The sequence below is a fragment of the Vibrio sp. Hal054 genome (assembly GCF_037162405.1).
Taxonomy (GTDB): Bacteria; Pseudomonadota; Gammaproteobacteria; order Enterobacterales; family Vibrionaceae; genus Vibrio; species Vibrio diazotrophicus.
Genome location: NZ_JARLUT010000001.1, coordinates 698,696 through 722,308, shown reverse-complemented (window position 1 = coordinate 722,308; position 23,613 = coordinate 698,696). Strand labels below are relative to the sequence as shown.

Genomic DNA, 23,613 nt, shown 5'->3' with positions numbered 1-23,613 from the left:
TTTCCCGCTGTTAGTGTTGATGATCTTAGCTGGCTGTTCGAGCTCCGGCGGCCGCTACGATATTAAAGATGATGTAGCACCCAATGCCCCAATTTCGGTAGAACATATTGAAGATGCACACCCACAATATGAGCCATATAGCCGAGGCGGGAATAAGGACTACACATTACGTGGTCAAAAATACCAGATAGTTAAAAATACCGACGGCTTTAAAGAACAAGGCCAAGCATCTTGGTATGGAAAAAAATTTCATGGACACCTTACGTCCAACGGCGAGATTTATGATATGTACTCAATGAGTGCCGCACATAAAACACTGCCAATACCTAGCTACGTTAAGGTGACGAATCTTGATAACAATAAAACAGCCATAGTTCGAGTCAATGACCGCGGGCCATTCCATTCTGGTCGAATTATTGACTTAAGCTATGCGGCGGCTTACAAGTTAGATGTAATTAAAACAGGCACTGCTAACGTCTCGGTAGAAGTCATCAAAGTAGATAAACCACTGACAAACCAAGTTAAAAAATCAGATCCACGATATATAATTCAAGTCGCTTCTTCACAAAGTGAAGAAAGAGTTCGAACTTTATCGCAAAATTTGGGACAAAGCTTATCGGTGCAAAGTTTTATCGATAGTGGCAATGGTAGCCATAGGGCTGTTTTAGGCCCTTTTACTGACTATACGCTGACTCAAGAAACATTAGAGCGTGTAAAGTCCTTAGGTTACGAAACCGCATTTATTAAAAAGTACCAAGTTGCACAGTAATGACTGACGAGCCAAGGCATATCGGCTCTGGTTTGAATAGTCGTTTCTGTTAAGATATACAAAACCAACTAGATAACACGCATTTACCATGAAAAAATTGATTCTAAATTCTGTTCTGGCGTCGTCCACTGCGCTTTCTACTCTTATCTCATTCACAGCCGCAGCTGCACCTATAGTTATGCCAGACGCACCACAGATCGCCGCAAAAGGCTATGTTCTGATGGATTTTCATTCAGGTAAGATTCTGGCTGAAAAAGAGATGGACACAAAGCTGTCTCCTGCAAGTTTGACCAAAATGATGACGAGCTACGTTATCGGCCAAGAACTCGCGCGTGGAAATATCTCTCCTAATGACGATGTCGTGATTAGTAAAAACGCGTGGGCTAAAAATTTCCCAGACTCTTCTAAGATGTTTATCGAAGTCGGCACCACTGTAAAAGTGAGTGACCTGAACAGAGGTATTATCATTCAGTCTGGTAACGACGCTTGTGTAGCGATGGCTGAACACATTGCGGGTTCAGAAGATGCTTTCGTTGACTTAATGAATGCTTGGGCAAGCTCACTGAAGATGACCAACACGCATTTCGCGAACGTACACGGTCTAGACGATCCAAATTTATACTCAACACCTCACGATATGGCCCTGCTAGGTCAAGCGCTGATTCGTGATGTGCCAGATGAATACGCACTTTATTCTGAGCAAAAATTCACTTACAACGGCATCACTCAGTACAACCGTAACGGTCTGTTATGGGATAAGAGCATGAACGTTGACGGTATCAAGACAGGTCACACATCGAACGCTGGTTACAGCCTAGTAAGCTCAGCAACCGAAGGTAAGATGCGTCTTGTAGCCGTTGTAATGGGCACTAAAGATGCGAATGCTCGTAAATCTGAAAGCAAGAAGCTATTAAGCTACGGCTTCCGTTTCTTCGAAACCGTTGCACCACATAAGAAAGGTGAAACCTTTGTTGAAGAACAAATCTGGATGGGTGACAAGTCAACTGTTGCTCTAGGCGTTGATGAAGACACTTATGTAACTCTTCCACGTGGTCAAGCGAAAAACCTAACAGCAAGCTTTGTACTTGAAAAAGAGCTAAAAGCCCCAATTAAGAAAGGTGATGTAGTTGGTAAGCTTTACTACCAAGTAGACAATGAAGATGTTGCTCAGTACCCTCTATTAGCACTAGAAGATGTGAATGAAGGTAGCTTGTTCAGCCGCCTATGGGACTACATTGTTCTACTATTCAAAGGCTTGTTCTAATACCAATTCTAGCAATTGGGTATAGTATTTTAGTAATTTGACAGGGAAGCTGCTTTTTACTCAAACTACTTGGAACTGCAGGTAGGCGGCAAATAAGTGAGTCCCCATAAGCATAGATAACTATGTGATTGGGGCGAACGAATTCGGCCAACGCCACTGCTGCTTCAAATAGGAAGAGTAAAGCGGCTTTTTTGTTCACTTGAGATCCACTTCGATAGGCTGTAATATTCCGCACCGCTTAATCGAATGCCAAACTTGGAGTTTCCAATATGTTGACCATCAACTCTGATGCAAAATTAAAAGACCTGCTTGAGTTCCCTTGTTCTTTTACCTACAAGGTGATGGGCCATGCAAAACCAGAATTACCTGAGCTTATACTGGAAGTAATTCAACGCCACGCTCCTGGCGATTACAACCCACGAGTTAAGCCTAGTGCGAAAGGTAACTATCACTCAGTGTCAGTGACCATTACCGCCACTTCTATCGTGCAAGTGGAAACCCTGTATAAAGAACTGGGTGATATTGAAATTGTACGCATGGTTCTTTAACTGAACCAAATCAAATAATTCGATATCAATTAAAATATTTTTGAAAGCAGCATTAAGCTGCTTTCTTTATATTTATCAAAACGTTAAGAAAACATTACTTAAATTATGGTCAAAAAAATGCCCTCTATGAGTAGTTCCTCGCTCTTAAGGCGTTTATAATCACCAAAATTTTCACAACCACTGACGGAATATGACACTAGATAACCAGCTAGTTGTCAGACAATGGGGTCGACAAGACTACCATCCAGTTTGGCAGGCTATGCATGAATTTACCGATCAGCGTGACGAAGAGACTCGTGATGAAGTCTGGCTTGTCGAACACAACCCAGTATTCACACAGGGTCAGGCAGGTAAAGCTGAGCACTTGCTCAACACAGGTGATATTCCGGTGGTACAAAGTGACCGTGGCGGTCAGGTGACTTATCACGGCCCAGGTCAGTTAGTGGTGTATTTTTTAATTAACCTAAGACGTAAGAAATTAGGTGTTAGAGATCTGGTAACGGATATTGAAAATTTGGTTATCAATACTCTGAAAGCTTACAATATTTCGTCTGCAGCGCGTCCGGATGCTCCGGGTGTCTACGTTGACGGAAGAAAAATCTGCTCACTTGGTCTACGAATTCGTAAAGGCTGTTCATTTCATGGGCTAGCGTTAAACGTCAATATGGATCTCACTCCATTCTTGCGAATTAACCCTTGCGGTTACCAAGGCATGGAAATGGTACAAGTAAGCAACTTAGGTGGCCCGGCAGATATCCACCAAGTAGAAAAACAATTAATCCAAGAACTCGTACCGCTATTCGGCTACGAGCATGTCGAATTCAGCACTGAAGCACCCTCAATCGGTAACAAAGTATGAGCAAACCCATTCAAATGGAAAAAGGCGTCAAATACCGTGACGCTGATAAAATGGCACTGATTCCTGTAAAGAACATGCCGACAGAACAAAAAGAAATCTTGCGTAAACCTGAGTGGATGAAGATCAAGCTGCCAGCAGACAGCCAACGTATCCAAGACATCAAATCAGCAATGCGTAAGAACAACCTACACTCTGTTTGTGAAGAAGCGTCTTGCCCTAACTTGGCTGAGTGTTTCAACCACGGTACGGCGACCTTCATGATTTTAGGTGCTATCTGTACACGTCGTTGCCCATTCTGCGATGTTGCACATGGTCGCCCTGTTGCTCCTGAAGCCGATGAGCCGAAAAAGCTAGCGAAAACCATCAGTGATATGAAGCTGAAGTATGTGGTTATCACCTCTGTAGACCGTGATGATCTTCGTGATGGTGGTGCACAACACTTTGCTGACTGTAACCGTGAAATTCGCGCTTTGAATCCAAATATTCGAATTGAAACTTTGGTTCCTGATTTCCGTGGTCGTATGGATGTAGCGCTGGACTTGTTGAAAGACAACCCGCCGGATGTGTTCAACCACAACTTGGAAACAGCGCCTCGCCTGTACCGTAAAGCGCGTCCGGGCGCGAATTACAAGTGGTCACTACAACTGCTACAAAAATTCAAAGAGCAACATCCTGAGATTCCAACAAAATCAGGTTTGATGATGGGCCTTGGTGAGACAAAAGAAGAGATCATCGAAGTGATGAAAGACCTTCGTGATCACGGCGTTACTATGCTAACCCTAGGCCAATACCTAGCGCCAAGCCGTCACCATTTGCCAGTTGAGCGTTACGTTCCACCAGCAGAGTTTGATGAGCTAAAAGATATCGCGCTAGAGCTTGGTTTCACTCACGCGGCTTGTGGTCCGTTTGTGCGTTCTTCTTACCACGCAGATATGCAAGCGCAAGGTTTAGAAGTAAAGTAATCAATACTTGAACAACTAAATCAATGAAAAGGCGATATGTCTTCGGATATGTCGCCTTTTTTGTGTCTATGATTGAATAGATGCAAATAGTTTTATAGGCTAACCACTGACTCTTAAATCATGAAGGACAATGACAATGAAAAATTTAACGATGCTCGCTTTCGCTCTGACTACAGCAGCAATTACAGCCGGTTGTTCTTCGAACTCTCAGACAGACAACTTCCGCGAAGCTTCTTTTGAGTTATGTAATACAGAAGTCGATATCTACTCTGTCAGCGACGATGGCAAAGTTCGCATTGTCTGTTCAGATGGTTCTAAGTTTGCTCTGGCAAGTGAAGATACACTCGAAGTGATGCGCGAGATTAATATTGAATATTGTGATGGTGAAGGCTTAGGTAAGTTTACCGAAAGCAACAAATACTACATGTTCAAATGTAAATCCGGCACTTTGATCAGTATGGCTAAATAGAACTAACCACAGTTCTATGGCGATGTTATATAGCCAATGAATTCGCCAGTTTAAAGATGTAAAAAAGGCCTGCATTGCAGGCCTTTTCCATATGTTCAAGCGATTAAGCGTAAACTGGTAGACGCTTACAGATATCAAGCACTTTTTGTTTCGTTGCTTCGATAACCGCTTCGTCATTGATGTTGTCTAGAACATCACACATCCAGTTAGCCAATGCTTTCGCATCTTCCTCACTGAAACCACGGCGAGTGATTGCAGGTGTACCAACACGAATACCAGAAGTGACAAATGGGCTACGAGGATCGTTTGGCACTGAGTTTTTGTTTACAGTGATGTTCGCTGCACCTAGAGCTGCATCCGCTTCTTTACCTGTGATGTCTTTGTCGATTAGGTCAACAAGGAACAGGTGGTTTTCAGTACTGTTAGAAACGATTTTGTAACCACGTTCTTGGAACTGAGCAACCATTGCTTTTGCGTTCTTAACAACACGCTCTTGGTAAGCTTTGAATTCAGGTTCCATCGCTTCTTTGAACGCTACCGCTTTACCAGCGATAACATGCATTAGAGGACCACCTTGGCCGCCAGGGAATACTGCTGAGTTCAGCTTCTTGTACATCTCTTCACCAGCGTTTGAAAGAATCAAACCGCCACGTGGGCCTGCTAGTGTTTTGTGAGTTGTAGTAGTAACAACGTGTGCGTGTGGAATTGGCGTTGGGTATACACCCGCAGCAATCAGACCAGCAACGTGCGCCATATCAACAAACAGGTAAGCATCGACTTTGTCAGCGATTTCACGCATGCGTTTCCAATCAACGATTTGTGAGTAAGCTGAGAAACCACCGATGATCATCTTAGGTTTATGCTCAAGAGCAAGAGCTTCCATTTCGTCGTAGTTGATTTGACCCGCTTCGTCGATACCGTAAGGAATCACGTTGTAGTGTTTACCAGAGAAGTTTACTGGTGAACCGTGAGTCAAGTGACCGCCGTGCGCTAGGCTCATACCTAGAACAGTGTCACCTGGGTTTAGAAGAGCCATGTACACTGCGCTGTTTGCTTGAGAGCCAGAATGTGGCTGAACGTTAGCGTACTCACAGCCAAATAGCTGGCATGCACGGTCAATTGCTAGAGATTCCGCTTTATCAACGTACTCACAACCGCCGTAGTAACGCTTGCCAGGGTAGCCTTCAGCGTATTTGTTTGTTAGCTGAGAACCTTGAGCTTCCATTACACGCGGACTGGTGTAGTTTTCTGAAGCGATAAGTTCAATGTGCTCTTCTTGGCGAAGAGTTTCTTCCTGAATGGCAGCGTATAGCTCCGGATCATAATCAGCGATGTTCATATCACGCTTAAGCATCTGTATCTCCTGACTCAGATTTGACTGAAAGTAGCAAAAAACCACACAACGACCAAAAGCAAACGTTTTCGTCACCGTAATATGGCGCGCATTCTACATAATTTGATTTATATCATAAAGCCCAAATTGCAGAAATTATCATGCAGTTTTTTCATGTTGATTGACAACACCGCTCATCTTTTGCGCATTTAAGATGAGTGTCTACATTTTCTTTACACTATGTAAATTTGGGATTACATAGGTTTACCCTAATTTTTGTTCGCTAGCTACCGAAAAGATCAGGTTTTAATTAGTATCCACTTATTCTTTACCAATTACTTATTTTTTAGCAATTAGTGGCATCTTAAATGGAAACACATTCACGGAAGGAAGATTGGGTAGCGATCTTCACTGGCACCTTTATCGTGTCTCAGGGACTATTTTTTCTAAAAGCAGCCAATTTGATCACAGGTGGTACTGCGGGTTTAGCACTTTTACTGACGCATGTATTCCCTTGGAGCTTCGGCGCACTCTACTTCTTCGTCAACATGCCCTTTTACCTGCTTGCATGGAAACGCTTTGGGGTTAGGTTCTCGGTCAACACGGCTATCTCTTGCGCCTTGGTTTCAGTCTTTACTGATCACTTATCGAACTTCATCACTATCGAACACGTTGATCCCGCCTACTGCGCTTTAGCTGGAGGCCTACTGACAGGATTAGGTATGCTGATTCTGTTCCGCCACCGCTCAAGCTTGGGTGGTTTTAACGTGCTGTGTCTGTTTATTCAGGACAAATTCGGCATTTCGGTGGGCAAAACACAACTCGTTTTAGACTGCATCATTGTGTTTACTTCGCTGTTCTTCTTAACACCGTCAATTATTATCTTGTCTATCGCAGGTGCTGTTGTACTCAACATCGTATTAGCGATGAACCATAAGCCTTCGCGTTACTCGGTGAAATATATCTAGACACCGTGAAAGACAATTAGACGAAGTTGAACAAGAATTGAAAAACGAAAGCCCGCTATTTTGCGGGCTTTTTGATTTTGGCTTCAAGGATACGGGCTTAGTGAGTTGTTCGGCCTTTGTTATCGTGCCCCAACTCTCTGTTCAGTTCCGCTTCAACATGCCCCGGAGCTTGTGTCTTCGCTGAAATTAAACGGTACATTGCAGGAATAACAAACAAGGTAACCACGGTAGCGAATGCCATACCAAAGAAAATAACCGTACCCACAGCCACACGGCTTTCATAACCAGCGCCAGTAGAGACAATCAGAGGAATAGAACCAGCCAGAGTTGTAAATGCTGTCATCAGAATAGGACGAAGGCGTCGCGCAGAAGCATCCACAATCGCTTTTTCAAACTCAACGCCACGGTCGCGTAACTGGTTGGCAAACTCAACAATTAAGATACCGTTCTTGGTCACCATACCAATCAGCATCACCATACCTATTTGGCTATATACGTTCATCCCCTGCCCCATAATAAATAGGCCAAGGAAACCGCCGAACACCCCCATAGGTACAGTAAACATAATCACCATCGGGTTGATAAAGCTTTCAAACTGAGCGGCAAGCACTAAGTAAGCCACCAACAAGGCTAGTGCGAATACAACCGCAACACTCGACTGGTTTTCCTTAAAGTCTTTAGACTCACCGGAATAGCTGACGGAGATGTCGATTGGCAATATTTCCAAAGCTTTTTGATCCATAAAGTCCAGAGCCTGACCTAAGGTTGCCCCATCGGCTAAGTTCGCAGTAATGGTAATCGCTTTTTGCTTGTTGTAGTGCGACAGGCGAATCGCCGACGCCACTTCCTCGATTTTGGTGACGGTATCCAGAGTGACAAGATCGCCGTTTCCAGTACGCATATAGATTTGGCTTAAATCCGCAGCATTATTGAAGCTGTTTTCGTCACCGCGTAAATAAACATCATACTCTTCACCACGCTCGACGAAGGTTGTAACCGCCTTACCACCCAGCATAACCTCCAGCGTATCCGAAATATCTTGCACACTGATATTCAGTTCCGATGCTCTTTGTTTATCAACCGTCACCACCAGCTCAGGCGTTTTCTCCGAATAGTTGATATCCACGCCCGTCATGTAGGTTGAGCTTTCCGCTTCCGCTTCTAGTTTCTCAGCCCACTCTTTGAGCTCAGTATAATCTGAGCCACCAAGTACAAACTGTACCGGCTCATTGGAACCGCCGCGGAAACCTGGCATAAATGGAATCACACGGACATCGGGAATGCCTGCTAATGCTTTTCTTACCTCACCCAGTGCGTTTTGAGCAGTAATGCTGCGCTGATTCCAATCATCCAGCGTCATAATTACAAAACCCGTCTGATCTCCAGCATTACCACCAAATGCTGGCGACTGAATACTGAACGATCTTAAGAAGCCTTGCCCAAGCAAAGGTTTCAATCGAGCTTCCACTAAGTCCATATTGGCAGACATACGGTTGTAACTGGTTGCATCTGCGCCTCGTACAAATGCAAAGATAACCCCACGGTCTTCAGACGGTGTCAGTTGCGCGGGAACACTCTGCATAAACTGGTAACTGCCACCAATACAGCCAAGAATGACTAGAGGAGCAAACCATTTAAAGCGCAAAGCAAAACGCAGCATAGTGCGATAAGCCGATTCCAGTTTTGCGAATAACTTATCAACAAAGCGGTTAAAACCATTCGGTTTCACATTTGCTTTAAGAATCTTACTGCCCAGCACAGGCGTGAGGGTCAGTGCTATCAATGACGAGAAAATCACCGACATTGCCAGCAGCACCGAGAACTCAGTGAACAGCAAACCGACCATTCCATCCATAAAGGAGATTGGCAGGAACACCATCACCAACACTAAGGTCGTGGCAACAACAGCAAAGCCTACTTCACGTGTGCCTTTATAGGCAGCAAGTAAAGGTTTCTCGCCCTGCTCAATATGGTGGAAGATGTTTTCCACCACCACAATAGCGTCATCCACAACCAGACCGATCGACAAAATCAGTGCCATCAAGGTGATCAGGTTGATAGAGAAACCAAAGTAGTAGGCAGCTATAAAAGAAGAGATCAAGGATACCGGTACGGTAATCGCAGGGATCAATGTCGCGCGAGCCTGACCGATAAAGATATAGAGCACTAAAACAACCAGACCACCAGTAATAAATAAGGTGCTGTATACCTCTTCGATAGAACGTTCAATAAAGATGGTTGAGTCATAGTTCACCACCAATTTGGTGTTTTCAGGCAGGAATTTCTGAATGTTATCAACTTGCTGATGAACCCGTTGCGCCACCTCCAGCGGGTTAGCGTCTGACTGAGGAACAATCCCCATGCTCACGTTCACGACACCGTCTGTTTTATACGTCGAGTTTTCATTCTCAGCACCAAGAAATACATCGGCCACATCTTTAAGATAAATCGGCGATCCGTTAACGCGTTTAACCACTAGGTACTCGAAGTCTTGCGGCTTTTGATAAGTTCGAGCGGTACGAACCGACATGACCGTAGAATCGTTACGAACTTGCCCCCCGGGCTTTCGATATTCTCACGACGTAATGCAGCTGAAATATCTGATGTGGTCACACCCCGCCCCGCCATCAATTCTGGTTGCAATCGCACATACATTACTTTGTACAAACCGCCAGAGACGTCCACAGAGCTGACACCCGAGATCAGGCTAAATCGGTCAACCAGAACTCGTTCCATATAATCGGTTAACTGAGTTCGGTCCATGGTCGATGAACTCAAGTTAATATACATAGACGCTTGGCCAGAACCATTATTCTTAAACACTAGAGGGTCATCCGCCCCTTCAGGCAAAGAGCGCTGAGCCCGCGCTACCGCATCACGAATATCACTGACGCCGGTATTCAGGTCATAACCAAGGTTGAAGGTGACCGTAATACGCGACGAACCGTTACGAGTCACTGATGTAATTTCGTCGACGCCGCTGATACCCGTTAACTGTTCTTCCAGAACAGAGGTAATCTGGTTTTCAATAATGGTCGCGGAAGCGCCTTGATACCGAGTTGAAATAGAAACAACCGGATTTTCAATATCCGGCATTTCTCGCACAGCAAGCTTAGTAAAAGAGACAAAACCAAACACGCACAGCAGCATACTTAAAACAAGCGCGGCAACTGGACGTTTTACAGAAACATCAGAGATCAACATTAGTTGTCATCCTTGTTCACTGGCAGGCCCTCAGCGGTTACTTCGGACACTTTAGCGCCATCACGCATGTTAACAATGCCTTGAACAACCACTTTCTCACCAATTTCTAGCCCTTGCTCAATCACAACTTGGTTTTCAACACGAGCGCCTAGAAGCACTTCTGTTCGAACCGCTTTGTTTTCTTGGTTCACAACGTAAACATAACGCTTGGTGCCAGAGTATTCGAGAGCCTGAACCGGAATAATCGGCGCTTCAATTGCAGGGAAAGCTAAGTTCGCTGAAACCAACATTCCTGGTTTAAGTAAACCACCAGCATTGGAAAAATGAATGCGCACTCTTAAATTCAGCGTTTCAGTATTTACACGAGTATCGATACCAACCACTTCGCCTTCAAATGTCTTGCCCGGCCAAGCATGTGTTGTCCCAACCACTTTCATGCCTTTAGAAAGCATCGACAAATAACGTTCAGGAACCTGAAGATCCAACTGCATTAATGAAAGGTTATCTAACGTCATCAGTTCAGTGCTGGTACTGACAATCTTACCTCGGCTGAAATCGATAAAACCTACAGTGCCAGCAAATGGGGCTTTGATATGAAGATCATTCCAGTTCGCTTCTGCCGCTTCTAAGCGTGCCTGAGCAATATCAACACTGGTTTTCTGAGCATCAATTTCAGTCTGAGTGATGGCGCTTCTCTTTAACAAACGCTCGTATTCGGCCAGCTTACGTTTTTCATCACGCAAATACGCTTTTGCTTCGGCGACTGAAGCACGAGCTTTTTCGTCAGATAACTGCACCAATAATTGATTTTTCTTTACTTCCTGATTGGCTTTGACCGCAATAACGTCTACTTTTCCTGCCACTTCTGGCGAAATAATGACTGACTGTTCAGCTTCCAGTTTGCCAACTAAAGCAAGTGATTGAGAGATTTGATGAACTTGCACTAAATCAGTGACGACAGAGATAGCAGGTGCACTTCTTGGCCCCGCAGCGACAGCGCCTTGGCTACTTAATAAGGCAATAGCAAGAACAGCAGAAAGAATCGAAACGTTTTTCATAAACCACATCAAGCATATAAGAAAGAACTTTTATTATAACGAGTTATAGCACGTGGAAACGTAAAGGAACGTAAATTTGATATTGCCATCTCCTTTTCAAACCACTATTTCAAAAAGAAAATGGGGAATTACGGCCATCTTTGCCCAAAAAGCCAGCATTCAATTCAAAAAGACAAAAAAATGGTTTACACAAAGTCCGAGTTTGATAATATGCGCTCCGCACTTGATTGATGTGTTGGGAAAACTTCATTCAAGCCTTTTCTTGTAAAAGATTAGGAAAACACCCTGGAGGGGTTCCCGAGTGGCCAAAGGGAGCAGACTGTAAATCTGCCGGCTCCGCCTTCGATGGTTCGAATCCGTCCCCCTCCACCATATTTTCTTGTGAGACGATAAGTTCTTGTGAGAGCAAAACTTGATTGATGCGTTGGGAAAACTTCATTCAAGCCTCTTCTTGTAAAAGATTAGGAAAACACCCTGGAGGGGTTCCCGAGTGGCCAAAGGGAGCAGACTGTAAATCTGCCGGCTCCGCCTTCGATGGTTCGAATCCGTCCCCCTCCACCATATTTTCTTTTGAGACAATAAGTTCTCTCGAGAATAAAACTTGATTGATGCGTTGGGAAAACTTCACTCAAGCCTCTTCTTGTAAAAGATTAGGAAAACACCCTGGAGGGGTTCCCGAGTGGCCAAAGGGAGCAGACTGTAAATCTGCCGGCTCCGCCTTCGATGGTTCGAATCCGTCCCCCTCCACCATATTTTCTTGTGAGACGATAAGTTCTTGTGAGAGCAAAACTTGATTGATGCGTTGGGAAAACTTCATTCAAGCCTCTTCTTGTAAAAGATTAGGAAAATACCCTGGAGGGGTTCCCGAGTGGCCAAAGGGAGCAGACTGTAAATCTGCCGGCTCCGCCTTCGATGGTTCGAATCCGTCCCCCTCCACCATATACAGAAAAGCCAGCTCATTGAGCTGGCTTTTTTCATTTCAGAATACTCTAAAAATATCAGAGCATTAGCGCAAAAGAACAAGCCCCTATAAAAAGAGGCTTGTGTTTATTGAGACTACAGGGGGTGCTCAATCAAAATGACTCTGGTTTCGTAAGCTCTTAATCTTTGCTTAAACTCAACTAGCTGATTCTCAATGTCTGAATAATTGCCGATAAGATAACGTGCATTGTTCAGCTCAAGTTCTTGCGGCAATTCACACTCTGCTTCAACACCATAATAGTTGTTCAAACACACCAGCGTCTGTGTAGAGCTGCGTCTTTGATAAGCAAAAATGGCTTCATGCTCGGGCAGTAAATCTTGATAGTCACCGTCTGTAATAACGGTAATCTCCTTTCTCAACTGAATTAACTTTTGATAGTAATAAAATACCGAATCCTCATCACTTAAAGCTTGTTCTGCATTGATTTGAGGATAATTGCTGGCAACAGAAATCCAAGGTTCTCCAACACTGAAACCGGCATATTGACGATTATTCCATTGCATTGGCGTTCGGGAATTATCACGAGATTTCTGCGCCAGAATCGCCAACATATCTGCTTCACTGACACCATTCTGCTTGACCATAATGTCGTACATATTGGTACTTTCAACATCTCGGTATTGCGAAATATCGCTATACCCTGGGTTCGTCATACCAATCTCTTCACCTTGGTATATGTAAGGTGTGCCCTGCATCATATGTATTGACGTTGCGAGCATTTTGGCCGACTCAACACGGTACTCGCTATCATTACCTAAACGACTGACCACTCGGGGTTGATCGTGATTACACCAGAACAATGCTCCCCAACCTTTCCCATTCAAGCCAGTTTGCCAATGGTTAAATACCTGCTTGAGTTGTATGAAATCAAAGGGGGCTTTTGTCCACTTTTCTCCGTTAGGATAATCCGCTTTCAGGTGGTGGAAGTTAAACACCATAGATAACTCTTTGTTATTTAATGATGAATACTGCTGACAATGCTCCAATGTTGTCGATGACATTTCCCCTACCGTCACACTGCCATACTTTTGGAAAACGTCGCGGCTGATTTCTTGTAAAAACTCATGCACACGCGGGCCATCAGTATAAAAACGGCGGCCATCACCTACCTCGTCGTTTGGAAAATTCTGTTGTTTGGAAATCAGGTTAATCACATCCAAACGAAAACCGTCCACACCTTTCTCAGCCCAAAAGCTGATCACTTCTTTTACTTCATCTCGAACCAGAGGATTTTCCCAGTTCAGATCCGCTTGCTCCTTAGCAAAGAGATGCAAGTAATATTGGTTCGACTTTTCATCATATTCCCAAGCACTGCCACCAAACTTTGACTGCCAGTTATTCGGTGCTTTGCCATCAACGGGGGACTTCCAAATGTAGTAGTCACGATAAGGGCTAGTTTTATCTTCCAGCGCTGACTGAAACCACATATGCTGTGTCGAAGTATGATTCACAACAATGTCCATAATGATGCGAATGCCTTTCTGATGAGCCAGCTCAAGCAGGTTATCGAAGTCACTCATGGTGCCAAAATCATGATTGATCGAGTAGTAATCGGCAATGTCGTAACCGTTATCAATCATTGGTGACTGATAGACAGGCGTTAACCAGATGGCATCAATGCCCAGAGTTTGCAGATAGTCCAGTTTAGAAATAATGCCTTGGATATCTCCGGTTCCTTTTGCGCCACTGTCACAGAAGCTTTTAGGATAAATTTGATAGATAGATGCAGTTTTCCACCAGTCGGATTCACTATTAGCAAAGGCCATTCTTTTCTCACTTACCAAAAATCAAAAACAGAAAAAAAGAGTGGCAAAAAGCCACTCATAAAAACGTTATGCTGAAGCGGTAGATAAAGCGCCTTTGACTTGTGCACGCTTGTACATTACTAAAGTCAGTGCCGCTGGAACCACAATCGCAACTAACATTGCAACAAGGTAGATACTCCAGTACTGAGGCTGAATAGATAAAATGCCCGGCAGACCACCTACCCCGATACCATTCGCCATCACACCAGCACTACCACATACCGCCGCAGCCAAAGCACTACCAATCATTGCGGATAGCATTGGGAACTTGTATTTGAGGTTGATACCGTACATAGCCGGTTCAGTCACACCTAAGTAAGCAGAAATTGCCGCTGGTACAGAAATATCGCGCTCACCATGTTTCTTACTGATCAGAATAATACCTACAACAGCTGAAGCCTGAGCAATGTTAGAAAGCGCAATTAAAGGCCAAATTGGTGTGCCGCCCAACTCTTGCATCAACTGTAGATCAACAGCGTTGGTGGTGTGGTGGATACCAGTAATAACCAGTGGTGCGTACAAGAAACCAAATATCATCGAGCCCAGTACCGCGAAATCACCCGTCATTGCAGCTTTTGCAGCAAAGGCAACGCCATTACCTAATACACGGCCGAACGGTCCAATTAACGTATGCGCTAAGATGACAGCCAAAATTAATGAAACAAACGGTACAACAACCAGATAGAGATAAGCTGGAACCACTCGTTTTAGGGTGTTTTCAATAAAGGCAAGCATCACACCCGCTAAGATCGCAGGGATAACCTGAGCCTGATAACCCACTTTTTCAATTACGAATAGGCCAAAATCCCAGACTTCCGGCACTTGTTTACCAATCAGATAAGCGTTCATCAGTTGAGGCGAAACCAGTGTCACACCCAAAGTGATACCGAGAATAGGTGTTCCGCCTAACTTCTTCACTGTTGACCAACACACACCAACTGGTAGGAAGAAGAAGATAGCTTCACCAATCAACCATAAGAATGAGTGTACACTTGCCCAGAACTGACTGATTTCCGTTAAGGTCTGACCGTCGAACATCTTGATGTCGCCAATCACGTTGCGGAACCCCAAGATCAAACCGCCGGTAATAATCGCAGGAAGCAGCGGTACAAAAATTTCTGCAAGATGGGAGATACCGCGTTCCAAAAGATTCATGTTTTGGCGTGCTGCGAGTTTCGCATCGTCTTTTGAAGCGCCAGATTGACCAGTGATGTCCAAAAGCACTTTAAACACTTGGTCGACTTCAGTGCCGATCACGACTTGGAATTGCCCAGCGTTAGTAAAGCAACCTTTCACTAAGCTCAGCGATTCCAAACCTTGCTTATCAGCCTTTTCTGGTTCATTTAGTACAAACCGTAAACGTGTTAGGCAGTGGCTAACACTGGCGATGTTTTCACTACCGCCAACCAATTCAACAAGACGTTCTACATCTTGTCTCGCTATCTTACTCATACCTTTGTCCACCCTGTTACTTATAGCTTTTATATTAGTCTAATTGACAATGGGAACATTCCCATTAAGTTTTCAGTATAGTGGCACATACAAATCAGACTTAAAATGGGAACAGTCCCATAAATTGAGAACGATCACATTAGGCGGTGTTTTTTTCAACAAAAGATATGCAAGCTTTCACGTAAAAACAGAGAAATGATCAAAGCAAGAAGTGGTAAAAGAGAGAAGTGATCAAAGCGAATACTATTCAAAGCGAGAAGCTTTCAAGACGAAAAGCATTCAAGGCGAGAACGAATTTTCTCGCCTTATTGGTTAATATCGTTGGTGCTCAGAGGGCAGGAACTTGAGTGAGATGAACCAGATGTTGTACATCACCGCTAAGATGCGAAATTAACAGATTCGCAGCCTGTGCTCCCGCTTGTCGATAACCAGGATCGACAGTGTAGACTTTAGGGAACAAGAAAGTCAGTAACTCATTACCGCCGACACCTGTCACCACAACATCTTCACGCTGACACTCTTGCAAGCGCTTAATCACACCTAACGCTAGGGTGTCACTGGCACAGACGATGGCTTGAGTATTTTCAGACAGCACTTTATCAACCAATTGATAGGCACTTTCGTGTTTTAACTTACCCGTTTGATAACGGGGCGTAATTTGTTGCTCCTGACACCAATCTAGATAGGCTTGCAAACGCATTTCGCCGGTTGTGGCATCTTGAGGATCGACACCTATAAAGCTGACTTGATTTAGCCCTTGCTGCTTAACGTAATCCAATGCCTGATTGATGATACCGATATTATCGTAATTAATTGAGGAAACCTGCTCAGAATAAGTGGCGATCACCACCGATTTCAACTGCCAAGGTACCAAAGCTTGCGCATCTAAATCCGTAAAGCCAAAAATGATCACGCCGTCCACATTACGCTTCAGCAAGACGTCCAAATGTTCGTTGGTTTTCTGCCGATCGAACTGACTTTCCATGATCACGACGTCATAACCATGAGCGTAAAAAATCTCCAGCATGCTGCTGACAGAACGATTTTCAGAAGGCGAATCAAGGCGAGAAATAATCACACCGATAACTTTCTGGCTGCCGCCGCGCATCGACTGCGCCGATTTAGAAGGAACATATCCAGATTCAGCAATGACGCGCTCAACCTTTTCTCGAGTTTCAGGCTTCACTTTTGGATCATTGGTGAGTACACGAGAAACGGTAGATTTACCGACTCCGGAAAGTTTTGCGATATCAAGGATGGTGAGTTTTCTGCTCATGAAATATGGTCTGCAAGGTGATAAAAGCGGTGGAAAACCACCGCACTACTTCTACTCAAGGCCATATATAAGCAAAATTTCACTCAATCCGGCAAGTTTTATAAATAATACCTTTGACTTCTAACCTAGCGTCATCCCCTTTCGTGAACAAGGTAACAGGATTCACTACCGCTGAAGTGTGGTCATCCAATATGTACTTCGCTCCAGAGCCGGAAGGAATACGAACCAAGCGATACAGGCTTTCCGAGGTCTTTAACACTGCGTTTTCTTCAGATACGTAAGCTACATCAAACTGCTTCTCATCGTCGCAAAGGTAATGTTGAAAATCACTGTCCCTAACTTTAAGTCCATCGACTTCGGTTGAGCTTGAACACGCTGTTAGTGCAGTCAAGGGTAGCGCCACCAAGCAGAATGCGACTAGGATATCGTTTCTATTCATGATGATTCTCTCTTCAAATAATAGAAAAGGCCGCCTAAGCGACCTATTAATACCAACCCCAGCAATGTCTCAACTACCGATTACTAGTAATGGTATTATTTACGCTCTTTTAAATAGTTAGGCACTTCGCGCAAACTGTCCAGTACAACAGTGGCTAAACTTTCACCTTTTTCAGTCACGGGCTTGCCTGTACGAACTAAAATCTTGGTACCGACTCCGGCTGCTTCTGCGGCCATCATGTCTTCCGCTTTGTCACCCACCATCACAGAGTTCGCCATATCGATCTTCAAGAAGTCACGAGCAGAGATAAACATACCCGGCTTTGGCTTACGACAATCACAATCTTCTTTATACTTGCCTACACCATGCTCTGGATGGTGAGGACAGTAGTAGATGCCATCAAGCTCAACGCCATTATCAACGAAGTTCCAGTCCATCCACTGTGTTAATGACAGAAAACGATCTTCACTGAACATGCCACGAGCGATACCCGACTGGTTGGTCACCAATACAAGTAGATAGCCCATTTCATGCAGTGTTTTCGCGGCTTCAAATACACCGTCGATAAACTCAAAATCATGTTCGTCGCTTACATAGCCATGATCGACATTTATTACGCCGTCACGGTCTAAAAACACAGCTGGTTTCGCCAAAATATTCATCTCTTTAAAGTCAAACTAAGCGAATTATTGCACGCTTTATTTCTTTCATCACTATCTAATTACTTAACAGTATCACTCAAACAACCATTTAGACGTCTAGACGTAAAAATATCTATTGACTTGAACTTAGTTAAGCCATAGCATCCTCTACCAAGTTAGAACGAGTTAAATATTTTATTCTGTTGTTGCTATTTTTTTAGTAATACAAAGGTAACTCGTTACAAAACAACCAAGATTTATCCCTGCGCAGGTTTTTCAATGATTGAGATTAGTCACGTCAACAAGGTGTTTTATCAAGGCACGAAAGAAATCAATGCTTTAAAAGACATCAACCTTAACATCCAACAAGGCACGATTTTCGGTGTTATTGGCTCATCAGGTGCTGGTAAAAGTACGCTGATTCGTTGTGTGAACATGTTAGAACGCCCAACTAACGGTAGCGTTATTGTTGATGGTGTTGACCTTACTAAGCTGAGCTCGAAGCAATTGAGTGAAGCACGCCGTAACATCGGCATGATTTTCCAGCATTTTAATCTGCTTTCTTCACGTACTGTGTTTGAAAACGTTGCTCTGCCGTTAGAGCTTGCTGGTCAAAGTGTTAGTCATATTGAGAAGAAAGTTTCTGAACTTCTTCAGTTGGTTGGCTTGTCAGAGAAACGTGACACTTACCCATCAAATCTAAGTGGTGGTCAAAAACAACGTGTTGCGATAGCTCGTGCTCTGGCATCTGATCCAAAAGTATTGTTGTGTGATGAAGCGACCAGTGCTCTCGATCCTGCCACTACGCAGTCGATTCTTGAGCTTTTGAAAGAGATTAACCGTAAGCTAAACATCACTATCTTGTTGATTACCCACGAGATGGATGTAGTAAAAAGTATATGTCATGAAGTGGCTATCATCGGTGACGGTGAATTAGTAGAGAAAGGTTCTGTGGGCGATATTTTTGCTCATCCAAAAACAGAACTTGCTCATCAGTTCATTCGTTCAACGCTGGATTTATCGATTCCTGATGATTACCAAGCACGTTTGCAGCCAACACGAGTGCAAGGCAGTTACCCATTAGTTCGTTTGGAATTTACCGGCGCAACTGTTGATGCACCATTGATGTCGCAAATTTCGCGAAAATTCAACATTGATGTCAGCATTCTGAGTTCAGATCTTGATTACGCTGGCGGTGTGAAGTTCGGCATGATGGTAGCGGAAATCTTCGGTGATGAAGAAAACGATAACGCTGCAATTCAATACCTTCGTGACAATAAAGTAAAAGTAGAGGTGCTTGGTTATGTCCTTTAATACCATTGCTTACTGGTTATCACTAAACGGTGACCTGCTTTTAACAGCAACTTGGCAGACTTTGTATATGGTAGCTGTTGCTGGCGTTATTGGTTTCGCGCTGGGTATTCCACTAGGCGTTATTCTGCACACGACTAAAAAAGGTGGTTTGCTAGAAAACACTAAGTTGAACAGCATACTTGGCGCAATCGTCAACATTGGCCGTTCAGTACCGTTTCTTGTGTTGATGGTAGCGATTATTCCAGTAACTAAATTGCTTGTGGGAACGTTCATTGGCACAACAGCAGCAATCGTACCTCTAACTATCGGCGCAATTCCTTTTGTTGCTCGCTTGATTGAAGGGGCATTATTGGAAGTTCCAACTGGTCTTGTTGAAGCTGCACAATCTATGGGCGCAACACCAATGCAAATTATTCGCAAGGTGCTGTTACCAGAAGCAATGCCGACCATTCTAAACTCTGTAACTATCACGCTGGTTACTCTTGTGAGCTACTCAGCGATGGCTGGTACAGTGGGCGGCGGCGGCCTAGGTGATGTGGCTATTCGTTACGGCTTCCACCGTTACGATGTGGTGATAATGGCAGTAACCGTTGTCATGCTTATTGTTCTAGTACAAATAATTCAATCAATCGGTGATGCATTCGTACGCCGCGTTGATCACAGATAAAACGATACAAGAATTTCTAACAAGGAGATTACCATGAAATTCAATCTTAAAAGTTTACTGACCATTGCTGCTGCAGCATCTGCGCTTGTACTAGCTGGCTGTGGTGATAAAGAAGCTGATACCAGCAAAGTAAAAATTGGTGTTATTGCGGGTGCTGAAGCTCAAGTAGCAGAAGTGGCAGCGAAAATTGCAAAAGACAAATATAACCTAGATGTTGAACTTGTAACTTTCACTGACTACGTTACGCCAAACGCTGCACTTGATGATGGTTCAATCGATGCAAACGCATTCCAACACAAGCCATACTTAGATCAACAAATTGCTGACCGTGGCTACAAACTGGCTATTGCAGGTAATACCTTTGTTTACCCAATCGCTGGCTACTCTAAGCAAGTAAAATCTGTTGATGAGATCCAAGACGGTGACCGTATTGCAGTACCAAACGATCCGACTAACCTAGGTCGCTCTCTGCTACTTCTTGAGCAACAAGGTCTGCTAAAACTACGTGAAGACGTAGGTCTTCTAGCTACTGTTCGTGATATCGTAGAAAACCCTAAAAACATTAAGATTGTTGAACTAGACGCAGCTCAACTTCCACGTTCTCTTGATGACGTAGCGCTTTCTATCATCAACACAACTTACGCAAGCTCTATCAATCTGACTCCAGAGAAAGATGGTATCTTTGTAGAAAACAAAGAATCACCATACGTGAACCTGCTTGTTGCTCGTGAAGACAACGTAAACGCTGAAAACGTACAAACGTTCCTAAAAGCGTACCAAACAGACGAAGTAGCAAAAGCTGCATCTGACATCTTCCAAGGTGGCGCGGTTAAAGGCTGGTAATCGATAACCTTTTGTTATCACTATCAGTTATCAAAATAGTAAAGGGCTCCGATTGGAGCCCTTTTGCTTTTTGGGTTCAAAAGATGCTTGTAGGAATATTCCTTTTTCTACCTACAATGGCTTAATTATCGTCATTATTCGCTAAGCTTGAGCACCATTTATTAGACGATTATTTACTCAGCATGCACGACTTATCTCTTTCACTTCTAGAACAAATGAACATCACAGAGCACGAACTCGATCGTCGAAAAGGGCTGATGGACATTACGGAAGAAGATGAAGTTCTGTTAAAAGCATGTGAAGAGTGGTTGTTACCTCTCATCCCAACGGTTGTGCAACAGTTTTACGCACATCAGATAAAAATACCTGAAGTGGCTCTAACTATTGCAGACAAACAAACGCTAGGAGGACTTCACAACGCCATGAAGAAATATGTGGCGGATATTTTCTGTGGTAACTACAACCAAAAGTATGCTGAACAGCGTATAAAAATTGGCAAGGTTCATCAAAGAATGGGGGTAAGCCCTAAGTTCTATCTTGCCAGCGTCCAGCAGATACACTCGTTACTTAATCAAGAAATCAACAAACATTTTGCACAATGTGGTCGCAGCCCGATTTCAACACTCGCTGCACTGCAAAAAGTTATCTATTTCGATAATCAATTTATCTTCGACACTTATATCTCATCGAAAAATCATGAAGTTGATAATGCAAATAAGCAGCTACTTCAGTACGCAAATAGCATAGAAAGACGCATTAAAAAGCGAACCAGAGAGCTTGAAGAACTCTCAATGCGCGATTCTCTCACCGGACTATATAACCAGCGAGCTCTATTAGAAGAACTCAAAAAACTGTGGGCGCTAAGCTTCCGATCTGAGCAACACTTCACCCTGCTCTATATCGATTTGAACAGATTTAAACAAGTTAATGATAATTTTGGACACCTCGCGGGTGACCAAGTGTTGATTGATTTTGCCACTGCCTGCCAAAAGACCTTGCGCCAATCTGAAACAGCAGCTCGATACGGTGGAGACGAATTTATTATTCTATTACCTAACACCAGTATTGATTGTGCAAATGTAGTAGGCCAACGGTTGATCGATGACTTTACACAACGAGTACAACATGACGTAGGGTTAAGTATTGGTGGTGTCTCTTACTATCCTGACTCTGGGTTGAAAGCAGAAGATATTTTGAGTCTCGCGGATAAACATATGTACTCCGCAAAAGCGGAAGCACACAGGACTAACCTCAGTGCAATGAGCTTTGAAGCACGCTGGGACGCCTGCCAAATAACTCACATCGCCTAACACTGCCTCTTCAAAAAAAGAGCCGCTGATTTTAGACCAGCGGCTCTTATTGATTGTTCAAACTTGCCAATTACTTCAGATGATCCCAAGAGATATTGGATACGATTCGGCAGCTATCACATTTGAAATAAAAGATATCATGCAGAGGTTCATCCAGTAGCCATTCCCCGCCACATTTAGGACAAGGGCGTGCTTTTTCATCCGCCAAGCTTTTACCACCAACACGGTATTGATAGTAGTAAGTCGGTATTTTAGTAATGTATTCAATACGTTTACTTAAATCCCAACCACGACGGAATAAGTCACTGTCTACATCGCAAATCTCTTTCAAAGCTGCATGTTCCGCTTTGCAGCCCCCTGCCATTTGTAGCTCGTCACACGCCTGCCACTCTGTCTGCCATTTAACAACGGCCTTATGGTCGCCATTAAACGTCGCTTCATTGCGATAAAGAGGAATCGGCAACAAGGTTTCACCGCTACGCAGTGGAGAACACGTATGAACATAGGTGGTATAAAGAACCTGCCAGCTAGGTGTTTCCTCTTCCGCAGCTTGCTCAGAATTGATGTCTCTGCCCAGCAAGCGAAACTTAGGAGCAAGTAAGCAAGCATCTGCAAGTCGGTTAAAGCACACTTTAACAAAATCAGAATGGTTCTTTGGATGAAGGCTGTCTTTTTCAGGACACACAGCACGAACACTAAATTCTCCATCCCCCATGACGATGGGAAACTCACGACCTAGCACCTGACCGTTGTAGCGCAGTGCATCCATCAATCCATTAATCGCTTTATCTACCGCTGTGATCGTGGTGTTATCAAAACATTCAAACTCTAGCTCAACCACGTACATTATGCGTCTACCTCCGGCTCAAGTTGCAGCAGAAAGCTAGCAACATCCTCACTGAGCACTTGGCGGTTATCTGTGCCTAATTTTTCGAGAATAACGTTGCCAGTCAGATTACAAATCGATACCACTTCCATTTCATCGTCAGTGGTTGCAATAAATACCGTTGGTTTCTGTTTCAAACGACGCTGCATAACCAGATGACCGAGAATGTTCTCTTGCAAACGTTGATAATCTTCATCACTCCAAACTTGCAATAAATTAAGCGCATTGCCATTCCAGCTCGCAGCCATATCCGCACTGTATTGAATGCCGTAAAAAGCATGAATATCTTCATGCAAAGCAATCTCAATACCGTTCTCGACATTAGTAAGATCAGCGACTTCATCTCTGGCAACAGGCTGCCAATACACACTATGCTCAAACTTTTGCTTAACGCACGGCGAAACCCAGTCCGCCAACTCTTCATTTTCAGGTAAATGTTGGTGTGCGGCTTGATAAGCATCTAGATAGCGCTGACTAAAAGTATGTAAGGCTTCTGCAACAGAATGCGCCATGAAAATCTCCACTGTTCAAATTCGATTGAGCTAACTAGCAGCCCTTTGATGA

General features: G+C 43.8%; 20 protein-coding genes, 4 tRNA genes and 1 pseudogene. 15 read left to right on the top strand and 10 right to left on the bottom strand.

What is annotated here, in order from left to right; genetic code table 11:
- The first annotated feature begins 19 nt into the window (after window positions 1–19).
- The 6 genes from P4S58_RS03265 (at window position 20) to P4S58_RS03240 (ending at window position 4,871) form a co-directional block, all read left to right on the top strand.
- Window positions 20–769, top strand: a complete 750-nt coding sequence (locus P4S58_RS03265; protein WP_337162904.1) for a septal ring lytic transglycosylase RlpA family protein — start codon at window positions 20–22, stop codon at window positions 767–769.
- A gap of 88 nt (window positions 770–857) precedes the next feature.
- Entirely contained in the window at window positions 858–2,033 is a 1,176-nt protein-coding gene (locus tag P4S58_RS03260; protein WP_042486485.1) for a serine hydrolase, read from the top strand.
- 269 nt (window positions 2,034–2,302) lie between these two features.
- Window positions 2,303–2,581, top strand: coding sequence for a DUF493 family protein YbeD (ybeD, locus tag P4S58_RS03255; protein WP_102969178.1), 279 nt, complete (start codon window positions 2,303–2,305; stop codon window positions 2,579–2,581).
- Between the two features lie 190 nt (window positions 2,582–2,771).
- The gene (lipB, locus tag P4S58_RS03250; protein ID WP_042486489.1) at window positions 2,772–3,440 is read left to right on the top strand and encodes a lipoyl(octanoyl) transferase LipB; all 669 of its coding nucleotides are present in this window, start codon (window positions 2,772–2,774) and stop codon (window positions 3,438–3,440) included.
- Window positions 3,437–4,402, top strand: a complete 966-nt coding sequence (lipA, locus tag P4S58_RS03245) for a lipoyl synthase (RefSeq protein ID WP_102965399.1) — start codon at window positions 3,437–3,439, stop codon at window positions 4,400–4,402. Before lipB ends, lipA begins: the two co-directional genes overlap by 4 nt.
- A gap of 136 nt (window positions 4,403–4,538) precedes the next feature.
- A complete protein-coding gene (locus P4S58_RS03240; RefSeq protein ID WP_042486494.1) occupies window positions 4,539–4,871 on the top strand; it encodes a hypothetical protein in 333 nt (110 codons plus the stop codon).
- 103 nt (window positions 4,872–4,974) lie between these two features.
- Here the strand turns inward: P4S58_RS03240 and glyA are convergent, their stop codons facing one another.
- Window positions 4,975–6,225, bottom strand: a complete 1,251-nt coding sequence (gene glyA, locus P4S58_RS03235) for a serine hydroxymethyltransferase (protein ID WP_102953738.1) — start codon at window positions 6,223–6,225, stop codon at window positions 4,975–4,977.
- A 347-nt stretch (window positions 6,226–6,572) separates the two neighbouring features.
- Between glyA and P4S58_RS03230 the strand changes: the two genes are divergently transcribed.
- Window positions 6,573–7,172 carry a YitT family protein gene (locus P4S58_RS03230; RefSeq protein ID WP_042486501.1) on the top strand — a complete coding sequence of 200 codons (600 nt, stop codon included), beginning with the start codon at window positions 6,573–6,575 and terminating at the stop codon, window positions 7,170–7,172.
- Window positions 7,173–7,269: 97 nt separating this feature from the next.
- Here the strand turns inward: P4S58_RS03230 and vexH are convergent.
- Together vexH and P4S58_RS03220 are read right to left on the bottom strand one after the other, a co-directional pair.
- Window positions 7,270–10,376 (bottom strand): annotated as a pseudogene (gene vexH, locus P4S58_RS03225) (vibriobactin export RND transporter permease subunit VexH).
- Window positions 10,376–11,434, bottom strand: a complete 1,059-nt coding sequence (locus tag P4S58_RS03220) for an efflux RND transporter periplasmic adaptor subunit (RefSeq protein ID WP_102969180.1) — start codon at window positions 11,432–11,434, stop codon at window positions 10,376–10,378. The pseudogene vexH and the gene P4S58_RS03220 overlap by 1 nt, the downstream one beginning before the upstream one ends.
- A 287-nt stretch (window positions 11,435–11,721) precedes the next feature.
- Here P4S58_RS03220 and P4S58_RS03215 point away from each other — a divergent pair.
- The 4 genes from P4S58_RS03215 to P4S58_RS03200 all read left to right on the top strand — a co-directional run bounded on the left by P4S58_RS03215 (window position 11,722) and on the right by P4S58_RS03200 (window position 12,373).
- Window positions 11,722–11,806, top strand: a tRNA-Tyr gene (locus P4S58_RS03215).
- Window positions 11,807–11,910: 104 nt separating this feature from the next.
- Window positions 11,911–11,995 (top strand) — tRNA-Tyr (locus P4S58_RS03210).
- A gap of 104 nt (window positions 11,996–12,099) precedes the next feature.
- Window positions 12,100–12,184, top strand: a tRNA-Tyr gene (locus tag P4S58_RS03205).
- A gap of 104 nt (window positions 12,185–12,288) precedes the next feature.
- Window positions 12,289–12,373: transfer RNA gene (locus P4S58_RS03200), tRNA-Tyr, on the top strand.
- 117 nt (window positions 12,374–12,490) lie between these two features.
- Here the strand turns inward: P4S58_RS03200 and treC are convergent.
- The 5 genes from treC to gmhB form a co-directional block, all read right to left on the bottom strand.
- Window positions 12,491–14,182, bottom strand: coding sequence for an alpha,alpha-phosphotrehalase (gene treC, locus P4S58_RS03195; protein ID WP_102968302.1), 1,692 nt, complete (start codon window positions 14,180–14,182; stop codon window positions 12,491–12,493).
- Window positions 14,183–14,248: 66 nt separating this feature from the next.
- Entirely contained in the window at window positions 14,249–15,673 is a 1,425-nt protein-coding gene (gene treB / locus P4S58_RS03190) for a PTS trehalose transporter subunit IIBC (protein ID WP_180980422.1), read from the bottom strand.
- 328 nt (window positions 15,674–16,001) lie between these two features.
- Window positions 16,002–16,949: a trehalose operon repressor TreR gene (treR, locus tag P4S58_RS03185; protein WP_102968304.1), complete on the bottom strand. Its 948-nt coding sequence runs from the start codon at window positions 16,947–16,949 to the stop codon at window positions 16,002–16,004.
- 79 nt (window positions 16,950–17,028) lie between these two features.
- Window positions 17,029–17,388 carry an MliC family protein gene (locus P4S58_RS03180; protein ID WP_102953733.1) on the bottom strand — a complete coding sequence of 120 codons (360 nt, stop codon included), beginning with the start codon at window positions 17,386–17,388 and terminating at the stop codon, window positions 17,029–17,031.
- Between the two features lie 95 nt (window positions 17,389–17,483).
- Entirely contained in the window at window positions 17,484–18,041 is a 558-nt protein-coding gene (gmhB, locus tag P4S58_RS03175) for a D-glycero-beta-D-manno-heptose 1,7-bisphosphate 7-phosphatase (protein WP_102953897.1), read from the bottom strand.
- A gap of 267 nt (window positions 18,042–18,308) precedes the next feature.
- Here gmhB and metN point away from each other — a divergent pair, with 267 nt between their 5' ends.
- The 4 genes from metN (at window position 18,309) to P4S58_RS03155 (ending at window position 22,163) form a co-directional block, all read left to right on the top strand.
- A complete protein-coding gene (metN, locus tag P4S58_RS03170) occupies window positions 18,309–19,343 on the top strand; it encodes a methionine ABC transporter ATP-binding protein MetN (RefSeq protein WP_042488892.1) in 1,035 nt (344 codons plus the stop codon).
- On the top strand, window positions 19,333–20,010 hold the full coding sequence (locus P4S58_RS03165; protein WP_102968305.1) for a methionine ABC transporter permease: 678 nt from the start codon (window positions 19,333–19,335) through the stop codon (window positions 20,008–20,010). Before metN ends, P4S58_RS03165 begins: the two co-directional genes overlap by 11 nt.
- Before the next feature lie 33 nt (window positions 20,011–20,043).
- Window positions 20,044–20,853 carry a MetQ/NlpA family lipoprotein gene (locus P4S58_RS03160; RefSeq protein WP_042488896.1) on the top strand — a complete coding sequence of 270 codons (810 nt, stop codon included), beginning with the start codon at window positions 20,044–20,046 and terminating at the stop codon, window positions 20,851–20,853.
- Window positions 20,854–21,035: 182 nt separating this feature from the next.
- Complete coding sequence (locus tag P4S58_RS03155; RefSeq protein WP_102964400.1) at window positions 21,036–22,163, top strand: GGDEF domain-containing protein; 1,128 nt, start codon at window positions 21,036–21,038, stop codon at window positions 22,161–22,163.
- Between the two features lie 70 nt (window positions 22,164–22,233).
- Here P4S58_RS03155 and P4S58_RS03150 read toward each other — a convergent pair whose 3' ends face one another.
- Both P4S58_RS03150 and syd read right to left on the bottom strand, forming a co-directional pair.
- The gene (locus tag P4S58_RS03150; protein WP_102964401.1) at window positions 22,234–23,010 is read right to left on the bottom strand and encodes a Zn-ribbon-containing protein; all 777 of its coding nucleotides are present in this window, start codon (window positions 23,008–23,010) and stop codon (window positions 22,234–22,236) included.
- Window positions 23,010–23,561, bottom strand: coding sequence for a SecY-interacting protein (syd, locus tag P4S58_RS03145; RefSeq protein WP_102953729.1), 552 nt, complete (start codon window positions 23,559–23,561; stop codon window positions 23,010–23,012). Before syd ends, P4S58_RS03150 begins: the two co-directional genes overlap by 1 nt.
- Window positions 23,562–23,613: the final 52 nt, after the last annotated feature.